We start from the raw sequence: 15,507 nt of genomic DNA, 5'->3' as shown, positions 1-15,507 counted from the left end.
TGCCGGTGGACAGGCACCACCCTCTTGACAGGTACCGCCTCAGTCGTCACGGTACCTGTCAAGTGAGCTTACTGGTCAGGCCAGTTACGGCGGAAGGTGTCGTGCATGCGCAAGGACCGACGGGGCAGACCTCCCGCCCGGACGGCCGCCTCCCTGCTGGCCTGCTGTCTTCTCCTCCTGGTCACGGCCTGCTCGGCGGGTTCCACCGCCGCGGGCTCCCGCCCCGAGGGCCCCGGCGACTCCCTCGCGATCGGTGTCACCGCCGAGCCCGCCAACCTCGACTTCACGAAGACAGACGGCGCCGCCATCCCGCAGGCGCTGCTCTACAACGTCTACGAGAACCTGGTGAAGCTCGACCAGCACGGGAGGATCCGCCCCGCGCTCGCGCGGACATGGGAGCTGTCGAAGGACCGCAGGACGTACACCTTCCACCTCACCAAGGACGCCAAGTTCAGCAACGGCGCACCGTTCACCGCCGAGGACGCCAAGTTCTCCATCGAGCGCGTCGTCCCCAAGTGGACCGTGGCACTCAAGGCCCAGATGAGCGTCGTGGACGACGTACGGGCCGTCTCCCGCGACGAGTTGAAGGTGACCCTGAAGCGGCCCAGCAACGACTGGCTGTACCGGATGACCACCCGCACCGGCGCCATGTTCAGCCGCACCGGCGTCGACAAGCTGGCCACCGACCCCGTCGGCACCGGACCGTACGAACTCAAGCGGTGGAACCGCGGCGACTCCATCACCCTCGCCCGCCGCCCCGGCTACTGGGGCCGCGCGCCGCACTTCGACACGGTCACCCTGAAGTACTTCAAGGACCCGACGGCGATGAACAACGCGCTGCTCACGGGCACCATCGACGCCATCGGCGCGATGCAGTCGCCGGACTCCCTCTACCGCTTCGAGAACAACCCCAAGTACCGCGTCATCGAGGGCTCCACCAACGGTGAGGTGATGCTCTCGATGAACAACGGGTCGGGGCCCATGCGCAGCAAGAAGGCCCGGCAGGCCGCCCGGTACGCCATCGACCACCAGGCCCTCGTCGACACCTGCTGGGGCGGGCGCGGCAAGCTCATCGGCAGCATGGTGCCGCCCACCGACCCCTGGTACCAGGACCTCACCGACCTGTACCCGTACGACCGGGACAAGGCCCGCAGGCTCCTCAAGGGGTCGGGCGAAGCCGGGCGCACGCTCAGGCTGCGGATTCCGACGCTGCCGTACGCCGCCGCCTGCGGCACCGTCGTCAAGAGCCAGCTCGAACAGGCCGGATTCAAGGTCGAGTTGAGCCAGCTGGAGTTCCCCGCGGCCTGGCTTTCGACGGTGTTCAAGAACGCCGACTACGACATGACGATCATGTCCCATGTCGAACCCCGCGACATGCCCGCCGTGTTCGGCGACAAGAACTACTACACCCGCTACGACAACCCCGAATTCCGCGAACACCTCGCGAAGGCGGACACCGGCAGCCGGCAGGAGCAGACCGCCCACATGCGCGCCGCCGCCAGGACGCTGTCGAAGGACGCCGCCGCCGACTGGCTGTTCCTGCTGCCGAACCTGATGGTGGCCGACGCGGACATCACCGGGCTTCCGGTCAACAGCGTCACCGAATCCCTGGACCTCACCGGCCTGAGCCGGTCCGGCCAAACCGACCGGTCCTGAAAGGCGGCCCGAACCGATGATCGTCCGTCTGGTGCAGCGGATCGCGATCCTGCTGGCGAGCCTGTTCGTCAGCTCCGTCGTGGTGTTCGCGTTCATGGCGGTGCTGCCGGGAGACCCCGCGCGCGTCGCCCTCGGGACCGGCGCTTCCGACTCCGCGGTGGCCCAACTGCGCGCACAGTTCGGCCTCGACCGTCCCCTCGTCGACCAGTACCTGGGCTGGCTGCACGACCTGGTCACCTTCGACCTCGGCAACTCCTACATCTCGCAGACACCGATCGGCCCGCAGCTCGCCGACCGCCTCCTGGTCACCCTGTGGCTCGTCGGCACCGGCATGGTGATCGCGATCCTCGTGGCGGTGCCGCTGGGCACGCTGATGGCGGTACGGCACCGCAAGCCGTCCGGGCTCGTCCTGTCGGCACTGTCCCAAGTCGGCGTCGCCGTACCGGCGTTCCTCGCGGGCATCCTCATGATCACCGTGTTCGCGGTGGGACTCGGCTGGCTCCCGGCGAACGGCTGGACACCACCGGCCGACGATCCCGTGCTCTTCCTCAAACAGCTGCTGATGCCCGCGCTCTCCCTCGGCCTCGTGCAGGCCGCCGTCCTCACCCGCTACGTCCGCAGCTCCGTGCTCGACGTGCTCCGCGAGGACTACCTGCGCACCGCCCGCGCCAAGGGCCTGCGCCCGATGAAGGCACTGGCGCGGCACGGCCTGCGCAACGCCTCCGTGCCCGTCGTCACCGTCCTCGCACTGCAGCTGGCGACACTCCTCGTCGGCGCCGTCGTCATCGAGCGGGTCTTCGTCATCCCGGGCCTCGGCAGCCTGCTGCTCGACAGTGTCGCCGGCCGGGACCTCATCGTCGTACAGGACGTCGTCATGATCGTCGCGGCGGCGGTGCTGCTCGTGAACTTCCTCGTCGACCTGGCCTATCTCGTGATCGATCCTCGACTCAGGGTGCGTGGGTGATGGCTGCTACGAACGCCGTGGACACCGGCACGCCGGTACGTCGCCGCCGCAGGCCGCTGCCCGGCTCCCTCCTCGTCGGCGGCACCGTCGTCGCGCTCGTCGTCGCCGTGGCACTGCTGTCCTTCCTCTGGACCCCGCACGACCCGACCCTTGTGGACCCCGCCGTACGGATGCAGGAACCGTCCGCCGAGTACTGGTTCGGCACCGACAAGTTCGGCCGCGACGTCTTCAGCCAGATCATGATCGGCTCGCGCACGACGCTCTACGTCGGCCTGGTCGCGGTCGGCGTCGCCGCGCTCGTCGGGGTCCCGCTGGGCATCCTCGCCGGGACGGGATCGCGCTGGTTCGGCGAACTCCTCATGCGCGGCAACGACCTGATCCTCGCGTTCCCCGCCCTGCTGCTCGCCATCATGTTCGCCGCCGTCTACGGGGCGGGCACGGGCGTCGCCATGGTCGCCATCGGCATCGCCTCCATCCCCGGCTTCGCCCGCCTGATCCGCGGCGGCACCCTCCAGGTCATGAGCACGGAGTACGTCATGGCCGCCCGCGCCGCCGGACGCAGGCCGCTCGCCATCGCGCTGCGGCACGTCCTGCCCAACGTCAGCAGCCTGATCATCGTGCAGGCCTCGGTCGGCTTCGCCATCGCCGTGCTCGCCGAGGCCGCGCTGTCCTTCCTCGGCTTCGGCACCCCGCCGCCCACCCCGTCCTGGGGCCGGATGCTCCAGGAGAGCCAGGAGCTGCTCGGCACGGCGCCCCGGCTCGCCGTCTTCCCCGGCCTCGCGATCGCGGTGGCCGTCCTCGGATTCAACCTGCTCGGCGACGGGCTGCGCGACCGCTTCGACCCCAAGGTGGAGGACCGCCGATGACCGCCGTTGCCGCGACCGACGACGTACTGAGAGTCCGCGGGCTGGACGTGACCACCGGCGACGGCCGGCCGCTCGTCCAGGACGTCGACTTCACCGTCCGCCCCGGCGAACGCGTCGGCCTCATCGGCGAATCCGGCTCCGGCAAGTCCCTCACCTCGCTGGGCCTCATGGGCCTGCTCCCCGAAGGGCTGCGCGCCTCGGGCTCGGTGCGGCTCGCCGGGGTCGGGCACGACCTGGTCGGGGCGGACGAGGCACGGATGTCCCGCGTCCGGGGCAAGGACCTGGCCATGGTGTTCCAGGAGCCCATGACCGCCCTGAACCCGACGATGCGGGTCGGCCGCCAGATCGCCGAGGTGCTGCTCATCCACCGCACCCGGCCCGACCGCGCCTCCGCGCGGGCCGCCGCCGTGGAACTCCTCGACCAGGTGGGCCTGCCCGATCCGGCGGACGCGGCGCGCGCCTACCCGCACCAGTTCTCCGGCGGCCAGCGCCAGCGCGTCGTCCTCGCCATCGCCCTGGCCAACGACCCCGCGCTGCTGGTCTGCGACGAACCCACCACGGCCCTCGATGTCACCGTGCAGGCCCGCGTCCTCGACCTCATCGTGCGCGGGGTCAAGGACCGCGGCTCCGCCCTGCTGTTCATCACGCACGATTTGGCCGTCGTCGCCACCGCCTGCGACCGCGTCATGGTGATGTACGGCGGCCGGATCGTCGAATCCGGCCCAGTACGAGAGGTGTTCACGAACCCGAGACACCGCTACACCCAGGGCCTGATCGCCGCGTCCGACCTGACGGCCGTCGACGAGCGCGGCCGGCTCGCCACCATCGGCGGCTCGGTGCCTCCCGCCGGCGCGTTCCCCGACGGATGTGTGTTCCGCAACCGGTGCGCCAAGGCCACTGACCTGTGCGCGACCCGCCCCGCGTGGACGACGACGGGCCCCGACTCCGGCTACGCGTGCTTCCACCCCGTGCCGCGAGGCCACGGCGGCGTACGGGACGCGGGCACCCCCGACCCCCAGGAGGCCCGCCGTGGCTGACCAGCAGAGCAGCGGCGACGCCCTCCGCGTCACCGACGTCACCCGCGACTACCACCGGCCGCGTGCCTCGCTGCGCACGCCCGCGCGGCCCGTGCACGCGCTGCGCGGCGTCAGCTTCTCCGTGCCGCACGGCGGACGCTTCGGCATCGTGGGGGAGTCGGGCTGCGGCAAGTCGACGCTGCTGCGCATCCTGGCCGGCCTCGACAAGCCGACGAGCGGCACCGTCGAGGTCGAAGGACGGGACATCACGCGGCTCGGCGAATGGCGGCTCCGTTTCGTCCGCGAACGCCTCCAGCTCGTCTTCCAGGACCCCATGAGCTCGCTCGACCCACGCATGAAGGTGGGCGACATCGTGGCCGAACCCCTCGTCGCGCAGGGCATCGGCAACCGCAAGGAACGGGTGGCCGAACTCCTCGAATCGGTGGGGCTCGGCGCGGAGGCCGCGCGGCGCTACCCGCACCAGTTCTCCGGCGGCCAGCGCCAGCGGATCTCCATCGCCCGCGCCCTGGCCCCGCGCCCGAACATCATCGTGGCCGACGAACCGGTCAGCGCCCTGGACGTGTCCGTGCGCGCCCAGGTCCTCAACCTCATCGCCGACCTCGTCGACGAGCTGAGCCTCACCCTCGTCTTCGTCTCCCACGACCTGTCCGTCGTGCGGCACGTGTGCGACCACGTCGCCGTCATGCGGGCGGGCGAGATCGTCGAGAGCGGGCCGACGGAGGAGCTCTACGAGAACCCGCGGCACCCGTACACCCGCAGGCTGATCGCCGCCGTGCCGACGCTGGAGAAGGCGCTGGCCGGAGTGACGGCGGCCGACCTCAACCAGGAGCACCACGCGTGAACGCACACCCCGAACCGGCCGTAGCAGCAACCCTGTTGACGTCGGAGTTCCCCGCAGGACTGCCCGTCGGCGACAGCTGGCTGCCGACGCCCACGACCGACGACGTGCGCTTCCCGTACGACGGGTCGGTCATCGGCCGCGCGCCCGTCGGCGACACGGCGCTGGCCCGCCGCGCCCTCGACGAGGCGGTCGCCGTCCGCACCCAGGTCGGCGCCCTGCCCTCGCACGTCCGCGGCTCGGCCCTGCACGGGACGCACGACGCGCTCGCCGCCCGCCGCGCCGACTTCGAACGCCTCCTCGTCCTGGAGACGGGAAAGCCGCTGGTCGACTGCCGGGTGGAAGTGGACCGCACCCTGCTGACGCTGCGCACGTCCGCCGAGGAGGTGGCCCGGCTGCACGGCGAGACCGTGCCGCTCGACCTGCTGCCCTCCGGCGAGGGACTGCTCGGCTTCTGGACCCGCAAGCCGATCGGCGTCGTCGTCGGCATCGCCGGGTTCAACTACCCGCTGCTCCTCGCCGCGCACAAGCTCGCGCCGTCGGTCGCGGCCGGCTGCCCGGTCATCGCCAAGCCCGCCCCGCAGACACCCCTGGCCACGCTCTGGCTCGTCCACCTGCTGCGCGAGGCGCTGTACGAGGCGGGGGCGCCGCGCGCGGCGGTGCAACTGGTCACCGGAGGACCCGAGGTGGGCGAGGTGCTCACCACGGACCGGCGGATCGGCGCCGTCTCCTTCACCGGCTCCGCCGCCGTCGGCCACCGCATCGCCAAGGACGCGGCCCCGACCAAGACCCTCCTCGAACTCGGCTCCAACGCCGCCCTGTTGGTGGCCGCCGACGCCGACCTCGACGCCGCGGCGGACGCCGTCGTGCGCGGCGGCTACTACGCGTCCGGGCAGGCCTGTATCAGCGTGCAGCGGGTCATCGTGGAGGAGGCGGTGCGCGAGGAGTTCGTGGCGCTCCTGAAGCGGCGCATCCCGCAGATCGCGACGGGCGACCCGAGGGACGCCGAGACACGTGTGTCCGCCCTGATCGACGAGCGCTCGACGAGCCGCGTCCGTACGTGGGTCGAGGAAGCGGTGAAGTCCGGCGCGGTGCTCGCCGCGGGCGGTGACATCACCGCCGGCGTCATCGGGCCCGCGCTGCTCCTGGACCCGGACCCGGCGCTGCCCGTATGGAGCGAGGAGATCTTCGGCCCGGTGGTGTGCCTGCGCTCGGTCCCGGACGTGGACGCGGCCTTCGACCTCGCCAACGACTCGCGCTACGGGCTGCACGCCAGCGTGTTCACCGCCTCGCTGGACATGGCGTTCGCGGCGGTGGAGCGCCTGGAGGCGGGCGGCGTCGTCGTCAACGAGGTGCCCGGCTTCCGCTCCGACACCATGCCGTACGGCGGCGTGAAGGACTCCGGGACGGGCCGCGAGGGGCCGAGGTTCGCGATCGACGAACTGACGGTGACCCGCATGGCAGTGATCCGCCCGACGACGCAGAAGAAGGACAGGTGACACGGTGACGACCCAGGAACCGACGCGGCCCACCGACTACGCGGACCTGTTCCGCCTCGACGGACGCAAGGCGGTCGTGGTGGGCGGGGGTGGCGGCATCGGCCGCGAGAGTGCGCTCGCGCTGGCCGCGCACGGCGCGCAGGTGGTGTGCGCGGACCGCGACCCGAAGGCCGCCGAGGAGACGGCGTCACTGGCACCCGGCCTGTCGGCGTACACGCTGGACGTCCTGGACAGCGACGCGGTGACACGCGCGGCCGACGACCTCGGCCCGGTCGACGTCCTCGTCTTCACCGCCGCGACGAACGTCCGCAAGCGCCTCCTCGACTACACGTCACAGGAGTTCGACCGGGTCGTCGCCCTCAACCTGCGGGCCTCCTTCGACCTGGTGCGGGCGTTCGGCCGCGGCATGGCGGAGCGCGGCCGGGGCAGCATCATCGGCTTCAGCTCGATCCGCGCCGTGACGGTCGAGCCGGGCCAAGGTGTGTACGCGGCGACCAAGGCGGGCCTCGTCCAGCTCGCGCGCACGGCGGCGGCCGAACTGGGCCCGCAGGGCGTACGGGTGAACACCATCGCGCCGGGCGTCGTGGCGACCCCGCTGACCGAGCAGATCCGCGCGGTCCCGGAGTGGTCGGCCGCGTACGCCGACAAGAGTGCGCTCGGCCGCTGGTCCCGCCCCGACGAACTGGCGGGCGCCGTCGTCTACTTGGCCTCCGACGCCTCGTCGTTCGTGACGGGCAGTCAACTCTTCGTGGACGGCGGCTGGACGGCGGTCGACGGCAGGTACACACCACCGAGCTGATCGGGGGAGCGGAGTAGTTAGAGAGGCCGTCGCGCCACGAAGACGAACTCCCGTCCCGGCCGGTCGGGCGCCTCGCGGACGTCGTCCACCACGTAGCCGTGCGCGAGCAGGTCCCGCTCGACCTCCTCCCGCTCCCGGAAGCGCAACGTCGACTGCGAGGTCAGGACCTGCCCGTCCGAGGCGAACCGGTACGTCTGGTCGAAGGTCACCAACGGCCCGTCCACCTCGTTCAGTTGCCCCCACTTCTCGACCCGGCCGACGCCGGGCAGGTCGGCCACCTGGTGGGTCAGATCGCGGGTCCACTCCTCCCACGCGCGGCGGGCCGGGTCGCGGGTCTCGAAGACGAGGTGCCCGCCGGGGTGCAGCGCTTCGTGGGCGCCCCGCAAGGTGCCCTGCCATGTCGACGGATCGACGATGGCCTGAGCGACGTTCGCCGTCATCGTCGCGAGGTCGACCCTGAGCGGGGGGAGGGTCGTGGCGTCCCCGTGAATCCACCGCACCCGGTCGCCGCCGGGCTTGCCACGGGCCACGTCGAGGGAGGCCGCGGCGGGGTCGACCCCGACGACCTCGATGCCGCGCTCCGCCATGAGGAGCGCGAAAACCCCGGTGCCGCACCCGATGTCCAGCACGCGGCGCGCCCCGAACTCCTCCGCGATACCGAGGTAGGCGTCGAGATCGCTGCGGTCGGGGTCGAGCGGGTCGTAGATCGCGGCGAGCCGGGGGTGGTCGAAGCATGCGTCAGTCATGCGGTCGACGGTAGGCGGCACCCGACTTGTTGTCGCCTCAATATGTGTTCAGTACACGCGAGTTGATCGACATCCGTCCGTTTACGGCTGTGTCGGCAGGGCACGGTCCCGGAGCGGTGATCATCAACGGAGACACCGACCACATGACCGAGCGAGATCCGAAACGGGGAGCAGCACCATGCCCACAATCCACTTGAAGACGCTCAAGTGCATCGAGCAGGAGGACTGGACCTTTCACGACGACGTGGTCCTCAAGGTGAACGGGGAGATGGCCCTGTTCGCCTCGATGGACGACGGAGAGAAGTACAAGGTCGACTGGTCCACCTCGTTCACCTCCAAGGCCGTCGTCACGCTCTACGAGGCCGACTACGGCGGCGACGACAACGACTTCCTGGGCGCGCACGCCGTACGGAGCGGCAGTGGCACGCTGCACTTCACCCGTGACGGTGCCAACTACGCGCTCTCGTACGCGGTGAGCTGACGGCTCACCAGGGCGCTCATAAGGGTGCTCATAGAGACGAGGACAGTCGGTCCAGTGCGGACCGGCTGTCCTCGTCCGCCGCGCGGAAGATCAGCAGGCGCTGGTCCGGGTCCTGGAGGGGTGCGAGGACCTCGAACTGCAGCGTGATCGGACCCACCTCGGGATGGCACATCTGCTTGTCACCCCGGCCGCCCGGCCGGATCTCCCGCTCGCCCCACAGTCGAGCGAACTCCTCGTTGCCGGAGAGGAGTTCGGCGATGAGGCCACTCAGCGCCCGGTCCTCCGGATGCGTGGCCCACGCGGAGCGCAGGTGTGCGACGCCCTCCCGCAGGACGCGCTCCCGGTCGACGTAGAACTCGCGGATGCGCGGATGCATCAGGCACAGCCACATCGCGTTGCGGCGCTCCGGCGGCAGTGTGTCGAAGTCCAGGAGCAGGCGGGCCACCTCGGGGTTCCAGGCGAGGATGTCGAACCGGTGGTTCATCAGCATCGCAGGCAGCGGCGACAGGTCGGTGACCAGCCGGGCGAGTGACGGCGCCGCGGCGCCGGAAGGCTCGCCCGCCGTGCGGGGCCGCTGCTGGGCCAGGTCGAAGAGGTAGGCCCGCTCCACGGGGGACAGGCGAAGGGCGCCGGCCAGCGCCTCCACCACGTCAGCGGAGGGCCGCAGCCCCCGGGCCTGTTCGAGGCGCACGACGTAGTCGACGCTGACCCCGGCCAGCTCCGCGACCTCCTCGCGGCGCAGCCCCGGGGTCCGCCGGGTGTGCCGCCGGGGCGGCAGTCCGAGCGAGCCCGGATCCAGCCGCTCGCGCCGGGCGCGCAGGAAAGCGGCCAGCTCCCGCGCGGTGTCGACGGTGTCCACGGTGTGCGTCGTCATGGTCGTTGCAACAACGAGGGTGGGACCGGCCTTCCCAGGATCGGCTTTCCCTTATGCGCGGCCCGTGAGGGACGGAGTCTGGTTCCCGTCAGCAGCCACGAGCACGGCACGAGCTCGGCTGCACACCACGACGCGAACCCAGGAGAACGACACCATGCCCCTCACCCTCGACACCTACCGGCTGCTCGGCCGCTCCGGCCTGCGGGTCTCCCCACTGGCGCTCGGCACCGCGACCTTCGGCACCGAATGGGGCTGGGGCGCGGAGCGGGACGACGCACGCAAGCTGTTCGACCTGTACGTCGAGCGCGGCGGGAACTTCGTCGACACCGCCGACACGTACACCAACGGCAGCTCCGAGCGGCTGCTGGGCGCCTTCGCCCGCGACCGGCGCGACAGCCTGGTCCTGGCGACGAAGTACACGACCTTGCGCGACCCCGGCGACCCGAACTCCGGCGGCAGCCACCGCAAGAACCTGTTCGCCTCGGTGGAGGAGAGCCTGCGCCGCCTCGGCACGGACCGCATCGACGTGCTCTACCTCCACGTCTGGGACGACACGACGCCCGTCGAGGAGACCCTGCGTGCCCTGGACGACCTGGTCAGGCAGGGCAAGATCCTCTACGTGGCGATCTGCAACGCCCCGGCCTGGCAGGTGGCCCGCATGCAGACCATCGCCGACCTGCGCGCCTGGTCACCGCTGGTCGCGCTGCAGATCGAGTACAACCTCATCGAGCGCGGCGGCGAGCGCGACCTCATCCCCATGGCACGCGAGCTCGGCCTCGGCGTGATCCCCTTCTCGCCCCTCGGCGGCGGGGTGCTCACCGGCAAGTACAGCCGCGAGGACCTGAGGCCAGGGCGGGCCGACGGCACCCGCAGGAACTTCAACCTCGCGCTCGGCACCCTCACCGAACGCAATCTCGCCATCGCCGACGCGGTACGGGAGGTGGCCGAAGAGCTGGGCCGCACACCCGCCCAGATCGCCCTCGCGTGGACGCTGCGGAACCCTGGTGTGACGGCCCCGATCATCGGCGCCCGCACCCCCGCGCAACTGGAGGACAACCTGGGCGCCCTGGACGTCGACCTCGGCGCCGCACACCTCGCCCGCCTCGACGATGCGAGCGCCGTCGAACTCGGCTATCCGCACGACATGCTCGCGAGCGGGCACATCCGCACGGTGACGAGGGGAGACCTCAAGTTCGACCGGCAGGACTGACACGGTCGGCCGCGGACCGCACCGCCGCGTCCGCGACGACCGCGTCCTGCCAGGCCATGCCCGAGCCCTTGAACAGCACCGGCCGGTCCGTGGCGTACAGCGAGTCGTCGCGGACGGCCCGGGCCATGGGCAGCAGCCGGTCCGGCGACAGGACACCCTCCGCCACGGGGATCACGATGTCACCGCACTCCCGCAGCGCCGTGTCGACGTCCTCCACGAGCACCTGCGCGCGGGCCGTCAGGGCCGAGTCCACCTCGCGGGCACCGGCGTCGTGCGAACCGACGGCCAGCACGACGGCGGTGTCACCGAGGAGGGCCGAGTCGAAGAGCGGGGCGGGGGAGGGCGTCGCGCACACCACGAGGTCGGCGCGCCGCACGCATTCCCCGGCGTCCGCCGTCGCCACCACCCGGTCGCCCCCGACCAGCGCCGGATCCACCCGCGACGGATCACGCACGACGTACGTCACATCCGCCAGCTCGGCGCCGACATCGCGCAACGTCCGTACGTGACCGGCCCCTTGAGGCCCCGCGCCGAACACCGCCACGCGCCATCGCCGCCCCGGCCGGGTCAGCAGCGGCAGCACCGCCGCCACCGACACGGCCGGCGTACGCAGTGTGGTGAGCGCCGCCCCGTCGACGACCGCGGCGGGTGCGTACGACGGGGGGCGGAAGACGAGGTGCACGCCCTGGATGCGGGGCAGGCCGCGGTCGGCGTTGGCGGGCACTGCCGTGATCGCCTTCACTCCGACGCCGAACTCGGACGCGGCGGGCATGGCGAGCAACTGGCCTTGTGCGTCGGGGAGTTCGAGGATCGAGCGGGGTGGTCCCGCGGCGGCCGGGTCGAGGCCGCCGATGAGCGCCTCGCGGATCGCGGTGACCGCGTCGCGGGGCGGCAGCAGTTTCGTCAGCTCGTCGGCGCCGATGTAGTCGATCTTCGATGGCCGATCGTTCTGTGCCTGGTGCACCTGTGCTCCTCTTCGCATGGGCGAGGGCGGATGATCACCGTATCCCCGAGTGTTCAGTCGGCCGAGACCTCCGTGGTGTCGCCCGTCCCCGCCCCCGTCCCCGGCCCCGGCTCCGGCTTCGTGTGGAGGATCTCGCGCACCTGGTCGGCGGCGCGCAGGATGCTCTCGCTCATGAACTCGCTGTAGCGGGCGATGTTCTCCAGGCGCGAGGCGGCGGGGGATTGGCGGCCGAGCACCCCGACGCCCTGCCGTGCGACCTCGGCGAGCCGCGCGGTGCCGCGGGCGCTCGCGACCGTCGACTGGTACCAGACGTCGTCGTCGACGAGATAGCGCTCGCGGCGCCCGGCGTCCCGCGCGCGTCGGATGAGGCCCTGTTCCTCGAGGAACGCCACGGACTTGGAGACGGACGCCGGGCTGACCTCCAGGCGTCGCACCAGGTCCGCGGCGGTGAGGCTCCCCGCGTCGCTGGTGAACAGGCATGTCAGCACGCGCGCCGTCATCTTGGGCAAACCCTGCTGCATGAGGAGGGTCGTGAACGTCTCCTCGTATTCGCGCACCGCCTCGTCGTCCCGCCCGGAAGTGCCCTCGGGCCCCCGCGGGGCGGCCTGCTTGCGGCGGTGGGCGCGGCGTTCGGTGGCGCGGTGGGCGAGGTCGGGACGGTAGGAGGTGGGCCCGCCGTTGCGCATCACCTCGCGCGTGATGGTCGAGGTGGGGCGGTCGAGGCGGCGGCCGATCTCCGCGTACGCGAGCCCGTCGGCGAGCCCGAGCGAGATCTGCTGCCGTTCCTGCTGAGTGAGTCGGCCTCCCGGCATGGTGGGCACCTCTCCGTCCGCTGTGTGCGCCTGACCGTCCGGCGCCAGCGTAGCGTTCACCGTCATCCCAATGCAACGGAAGCATGCATTCTGTTGCATTAGATCTCTACCTGTTGCAACGAAATAGGTCCACTGGCCTGCTGTTAAGCCCTAGTTGCGCAACAAGTGCCTTGATGGATCAAGAAACGCAACGTAGCTTTTCACTCATCGGAAACACCGGAACGACGACAGCTCAAGGAGCGCATCATGCAGAAGTTCGACACCCCCGCCGCCATCTCCGCCGTCCTGCGCCTGCCCGCCGGACGCATCCAGGTCATCGCAGCCGACCGCACCGACACCACCGTCGAGGTCCGCCCGGCCGACTCCTCGAAGGGCAGCGACGTGAAGGCCGCCGAGCAGACCACCGTCGAGTTCACCGACGGCACCCTGCGGGTCGCGGCCCCGGCCGAGAAGAACAAGCTCCTCGGCGCGTCCGGCGCCATCGAGGTGACCGTCCAACTGCCCGCAGGGTCGGGCGTCGAGGCCGTCGCGGCGGCCGTCGAGTTCCGCGGCGTCGGACGGCTCGGCGAACTCGCCTGCGAGGGCGCGCACGGCACCGTGAAGATCGACGAGGCCGCGAGCGTGCGGCTGTCCTCCTACGCCGGTGATGTCACGGTCGGCCGCCTGACCGGGTCCGCCGACATCAAGGTGCAGAAGGGCGACATCCGTATCGCCGAGGCCACATCGGGCGTGCTCGAACTCGACACGCAGATGGGCGATGTGACGGTCGACGCCGCTCCCGGTGTCTCCGCCACCCTCGACGCCGGCACCGGCTACGGCCGGATCCACAACTCGCTGGCGAACTCCGAGGGCCCGAAGGCCGGACTCACCATCCACGCGACCACCGGCCACGGGGACATCACCGCCCGCGCCCTGTGACACACCACCGCACGACCGCCCACCCCGGCGCGGGGCCCGGCCATCTCGACCACTGAGCACGGGCCCCGCGCGCACCATCTGCCCGACCGTCCCGCCGAACCAGGAGAAGCCATGACGAACAGCACCGCACCCTCGGCCGCCGCGTGGACCGGAATGGTTCCGGTCGACGACACCGCCCTCGCCGTCACCGACTCCGGCGGCCCCGGCATCCCGGTCGTCTACCTCAACGGCCAGTTCGCCACCCAGGGTTACTGGCGCCGCGTCCTGGCGGACCTCGGCCCGCAGTGGCGGCACATCACCTACGACGAGCGGGCCCGCGGCAGAAAGTCGGGGCGCTCGGCGGACTACTCCTTCGAGGCCGCCGTCCGTGACGTCGACGCGGTCCTCGCCGCCCGCGGCGTCGACCGGGCGCTCATCGTGGGCTGGTCCTACGGCGCGTACGTCGGCTCGCACTGGGCGAGCCGCAACCCGAAGCGCACCATCGGCGCGGTCCTGGTCGACGGCGCGCAGCCCTACGACTGGCTGGACGAGGCGATGGAGGCGCGGATCCGGAAGATGTTCCGGCGCGTCAACTGGCTCGCCCCGCTGGTCCGCCCGACGGGCCTGCTCCCGCGGATGTCGGCGGCGCAGATGGCCGAGAGCAACATCGAACTCGGCAGGCTCGGCAGCAAGGGCGAACTCGGCCCCGTGCTCGACGCCATCACCGTCCCGACCCGCTACGTGCTGGCCTCCGGCGCGTCCCTCGGCAGCCGCGGCGACGAGCAGGAACGCATCCGCGCCGGCCTCGCCGAAGTGACCGCCCGCAACCCGCACATCGAGATCCACGCCAAGGTCGCCAGCAACCACGGGGCGATCCTGAAGAAGGACTACCGCGCCATCGCCGAGGCCGTCCGCGAGGTCGCGGCCCTGGACGAGAAGCGCCGGTGACCTCCGGCCGGTCAGGGGGAGAGCCCGTTCGTACCCCGGTAGCGGACCGGGCTCCCCGAGTGCGCGTCGAGCAGGACACGGTCGCCCAAGGGCTTCCGCAGCCGGACCTCGACGCGCTCCAGCTTCCCCTGCGTGGTGCAGACGCTGTCCTCGGCCTGGCCTGTGACGGACGCGGACAGTACGACGCTTCCGTGGCTCTCCAGAGCGTCCACCGCGGGACCGTCGTCGCAGAGGCCGTGCAGGGCGACGACGGTCACCGTGCGCCCGTCGTCGGAGACCTCGAGCAGGCGGTTGAGCGGATGGCCCGGCAGGTCGCGGGCCGGCTTGATCGGGGACCGTGGTGTCTCGGACGGGACGGCGGCGGCCTGCTTGAGCGGGGTGGCGTAGCCGTCGAGGGTGAAGACCCAGGCGGGAACGGATGCCGGTCCGCGACTGGTCGGCATTCGCATCGTCCCCAACTCGATTTCTGTCACGGTGAGTTGGGGCTGTCTGTCGCGGCGGGCGCCCGCCAGGGTGTCGTACGCCTCCTTCGCCTCCACCAGCGGGCGGGTGGCGGACTCGCCCGCCGTCCAGGCCACGTTGCCGTCCTTGGGCCCGGCGCCGGGCAGTGTGCCGCTCAGCTTGAAGTTCCGCCGCTCGTAAGCCTGTTGGTCGGCGCCGTCGTGCAGGCCGCCGCGCGGCAGCTGGATCGCCTCCCCGGTGGGGTGGTATCCGGCCCGCCACGCGGCCGCCGCCGACGAACCGTCCCAGGCGTCGGCCACCAGCCGGGCCCGCTCGGCGAGCGCGTCCCCGTCGTCTCCCGCCACCTTCTCGTCGCCGCAACCGGCCGTGGCGGCGAGCCCGACGGCGGCCAGGGCCACACCCCCGGACAGCCTGGCGGAGCGAACTGCCCCGATACGCATGTGACCTCCTGGAC

The 15,507-nt window shown here is 71.4% G+C and carries 16 protein-coding genes; 11 read left to right on the top strand and 5 right to left on the bottom strand.

Annotated elements, in window-relative coordinates:
- Positions 1-105: 105 nt before the first annotated feature.
- The 7 genes from ACFV9W_RS02505 to ACFV9W_RS02475 are packed head-to-tail and all read left to right on the top strand — an operon-like array spanning position 106 to position 7,659.
- On the top strand, positions 106-1,656 hold the full coding sequence (locus ACFV9W_RS02505; RefSeq protein WP_385754746.1) for an ABC transporter substrate-binding protein: 1,551 nt from the start codon (positions 106-108) through the stop codon (positions 1,654-1,656).
- 16 nt (positions 1,657-1,672) lie between these two features.
- Positions 1,673-2,620 (top strand): ABC transporter permease, encoded by a 948-nt coding sequence (locus tag ACFV9W_RS02500; RefSeq protein ID WP_385754744.1) that lies wholly within the window; start codon positions 1,673-1,675, stop codon positions 2,618-2,620.
- Positions 2,620-3,486, top strand: a complete 867-nt coding sequence (locus ACFV9W_RS02495) for an ABC transporter permease (protein ID WP_385754741.1) — start codon at positions 2,620-2,622, stop codon at positions 3,484-3,486. The genes ACFV9W_RS02500 and ACFV9W_RS02495 overlap by 1 nt, the downstream gene beginning before the upstream one ends.
- A complete protein-coding gene (locus ACFV9W_RS02490) occupies positions 3,483-4,523 on the top strand; it encodes an ABC transporter ATP-binding protein (protein WP_385754740.1) in 1,041 nt (346 codons plus the stop codon). Before ACFV9W_RS02495 ends, ACFV9W_RS02490 begins: the two co-directional genes overlap by 4 nt.
- Positions 4,516-5,364: an ATP-binding cassette domain-containing protein gene (locus ACFV9W_RS02485; protein WP_385754737.1), complete on the top strand. Its 849-nt coding sequence runs from the start codon at positions 4,516-4,518 to the stop codon at positions 5,362-5,364. The genes ACFV9W_RS02490 and ACFV9W_RS02485 overlap by 8 nt, the downstream gene beginning before the upstream one ends.
- Positions 5,361-6,860 carry an aldehyde dehydrogenase family protein gene (locus ACFV9W_RS02480; RefSeq protein ID WP_385754734.1) on the top strand — a complete coding sequence of 500 codons (1,500 nt, stop codon included), beginning with the start codon at positions 5,361-5,363 and terminating at the stop codon, positions 6,858-6,860. The genes ACFV9W_RS02485 and ACFV9W_RS02480 overlap by 4 nt, the downstream gene beginning before the upstream one ends.
- A 4-nt stretch (positions 6,861-6,864) precedes the next feature.
- On the top strand, positions 6,865-7,659 hold the full coding sequence (locus tag ACFV9W_RS02475; RefSeq protein ID WP_385754732.1) for an SDR family NAD(P)-dependent oxidoreductase: 795 nt from the start codon (positions 6,865-6,867) through the stop codon (positions 7,657-7,659).
- Between the two features lie 17 nt (positions 7,660-7,676).
- On the opposite strand, the gene ACFV9W_RS02470 is transcribed toward ACFV9W_RS02475, so the two are convergent.
- Positions 7,677-8,405 (bottom strand): class I SAM-dependent methyltransferase, encoded by a 729-nt coding sequence (locus ACFV9W_RS02470; protein ID WP_385754729.1) that lies wholly within the window; start codon positions 8,403-8,405, stop codon positions 7,677-7,679.
- A gap of 178 nt (positions 8,406-8,583) precedes the next feature.
- On the opposite strand from ACFV9W_RS02470, the gene ACFV9W_RS02465 reads away from it, so the two are divergent.
- Entirely contained in the window at positions 8,584-8,886 is a 303-nt protein-coding gene (locus ACFV9W_RS02465) for a hypothetical protein (RefSeq protein ID WP_385754726.1), read from the top strand.
- Between the two features lie 28 nt (positions 8,887-8,914).
- On the opposite strand, the gene ACFV9W_RS02460 is transcribed toward ACFV9W_RS02465, so the two are convergent.
- On the bottom strand, positions 8,915-9,760 hold the full coding sequence (locus tag ACFV9W_RS02460; protein ID WP_385754723.1) for a helix-turn-helix transcriptional regulator: 846 nt from the start codon (positions 9,758-9,760) through the stop codon (positions 8,915-8,917).
- Positions 9,761-9,914: 154 nt separating this feature from the next.
- Between ACFV9W_RS02460 and ACFV9W_RS02455 the strand changes: the two genes are divergently transcribed.
- A complete protein-coding gene (locus ACFV9W_RS02455) occupies positions 9,915-10,970 on the top strand; it encodes an aldo/keto reductase (protein ID WP_385754721.1) in 1,056 nt (351 codons plus the stop codon).
- On the opposite strand, the gene ACFV9W_RS02450 is transcribed toward ACFV9W_RS02455, so the two are convergent.
- Together ACFV9W_RS02450 and ACFV9W_RS02445 are read right to left on the bottom strand one after the other, a co-directional pair.
- Entirely contained in the window at positions 10,948-11,934 is a 987-nt protein-coding gene (locus ACFV9W_RS02450; protein WP_385754718.1) for an ornithine cyclodeaminase family protein, read from the bottom strand. The genes ACFV9W_RS02455 and ACFV9W_RS02450 overlap by 23 nt on opposite strands.
- A gap of 53 nt (positions 11,935-11,987) precedes the next feature.
- Entirely contained in the window at positions 11,988-12,746 is a 759-nt protein-coding gene (locus tag ACFV9W_RS02445) for a helix-turn-helix domain-containing protein (protein ID WP_385754716.1), read from the bottom strand.
- 246 nt (positions 12,747-12,992) lie between these two features.
- Between ACFV9W_RS02445 and ACFV9W_RS02440 the strand changes: the two genes are divergently transcribed.
- Positions 12,993-13,664, top strand: a complete 672-nt coding sequence (locus tag ACFV9W_RS02440) for a DUF4097 family beta strand repeat-containing protein (protein WP_385754714.1) — start codon at positions 12,993-12,995, stop codon at positions 13,662-13,664.
- A 111-nt stretch (positions 13,665-13,775) separates the two neighbouring features.
- Complete coding sequence (locus ACFV9W_RS02435; RefSeq protein WP_385754712.1) at positions 13,776-14,591, top strand: alpha/beta fold hydrolase; 816 nt, start codon at positions 13,776-13,778, stop codon at positions 14,589-14,591.
- An 11-nt stretch (positions 14,592-14,602) separates the two neighbouring features.
- Here ACFV9W_RS02435 and ACFV9W_RS02430 read toward each other — a convergent pair whose 3' ends face one another.
- On the bottom strand, positions 14,603-15,493 hold the full coding sequence (locus ACFV9W_RS02430; RefSeq protein ID WP_385754710.1) for a hypothetical protein: 891 nt from the start codon (positions 15,491-15,493) through the stop codon (positions 14,603-14,605).
- Positions 15,494-15,507: the final 14 nt, after the last annotated feature.

This window comes from Streptomyces sp. NPDC059897 (assembly GCF_042730865.1).
Lineage (GTDB): Bacteria > Actinomycetota > Actinomycetes > Streptomycetales > Streptomycetaceae > Streptomyces.
This window is presented reverse-complemented; position numbering and strand designations above follow the sequence as displayed.

What these genes read in the sequence shown, in the direction of transcription:
- ACFV9W_RS02430 (WP_385754710.1), bottom strand. Translation starts at nt 15,493, where the DNA reads ATGCGTATCGGGGCAGTTCGCTCCGCCAGGCTGTCCGGGGGTGTGGCC.
- ACFV9W_RS02490 (WP_385754740.1), top strand. Translation starts at nt 3,483, where the DNA reads ATGACCGCCGTTGCCGCGACCGACGACGTACTGAGAGTCCGCGGGCTG.
- ACFV9W_RS02460 (WP_385754723.1), bottom strand. Translation starts at nt 9,760, where the DNA reads ATGACGACGCACACCGTGGACACCGTCGACACCGCGCGGGAGCTGGCC.
- ACFV9W_RS02440 (WP_385754714.1), top strand. Translation starts at nt 12,993, where the DNA reads ATGCAGAAGTTCGACACCCCCGCCGCCATCTCCGCCGTCCTGCGCCTG.
- ACFV9W_RS02455 (WP_385754721.1), top strand. Translation starts at nt 9,915, where the DNA reads ATGCCCCTCACCCTCGACACCTACCGGCTGCTCGGCCGCTCCGGCCTG.
- ACFV9W_RS02495 (WP_385754741.1), top strand. Translation starts at nt 2,620, where the DNA reads ATGGCTGCTACGAACGCCGTGGACACCGGCACGCCGGTACGTCGCCGC.
- ACFV9W_RS02445 (WP_385754716.1), bottom strand. Translation starts at nt 12,746, where the DNA reads ATGCCGGGAGGCCGACTCACTCAGCAGGAACGGCAGCAGATCTCGCTC.
- ACFV9W_RS02435 (WP_385754712.1), top strand. Translation starts at nt 13,776, where the DNA reads ATGACGAACAGCACCGCACCCTCGGCCGCCGCGTGGACCGGAATGGTT.
- ACFV9W_RS02465 (WP_385754726.1), top strand. Translation starts at nt 8,584, where the DNA reads ATGCCCACAATCCACTTGAAGACGCTCAAGTGCATCGAGCAGGAGGAC.
- ACFV9W_RS02500 (WP_385754744.1), top strand. Translation starts at nt 1,673, where the DNA reads ATGATCGTCCGTCTGGTGCAGCGGATCGCGATCCTGCTGGCGAGCCTG.
- ACFV9W_RS02470 (WP_385754729.1), bottom strand. Translation starts at nt 8,405, where the DNA reads ATGACTGACGCATGCTTCGACCACCCCCGGCTCGCCGCGATCTACGAC.
- ACFV9W_RS02505 (WP_385754746.1), top strand. Translation starts at nt 106, where the DNA reads ATGCGCAAGGACCGACGGGGCAGACCTCCCGCCCGGACGGCCGCCTCC.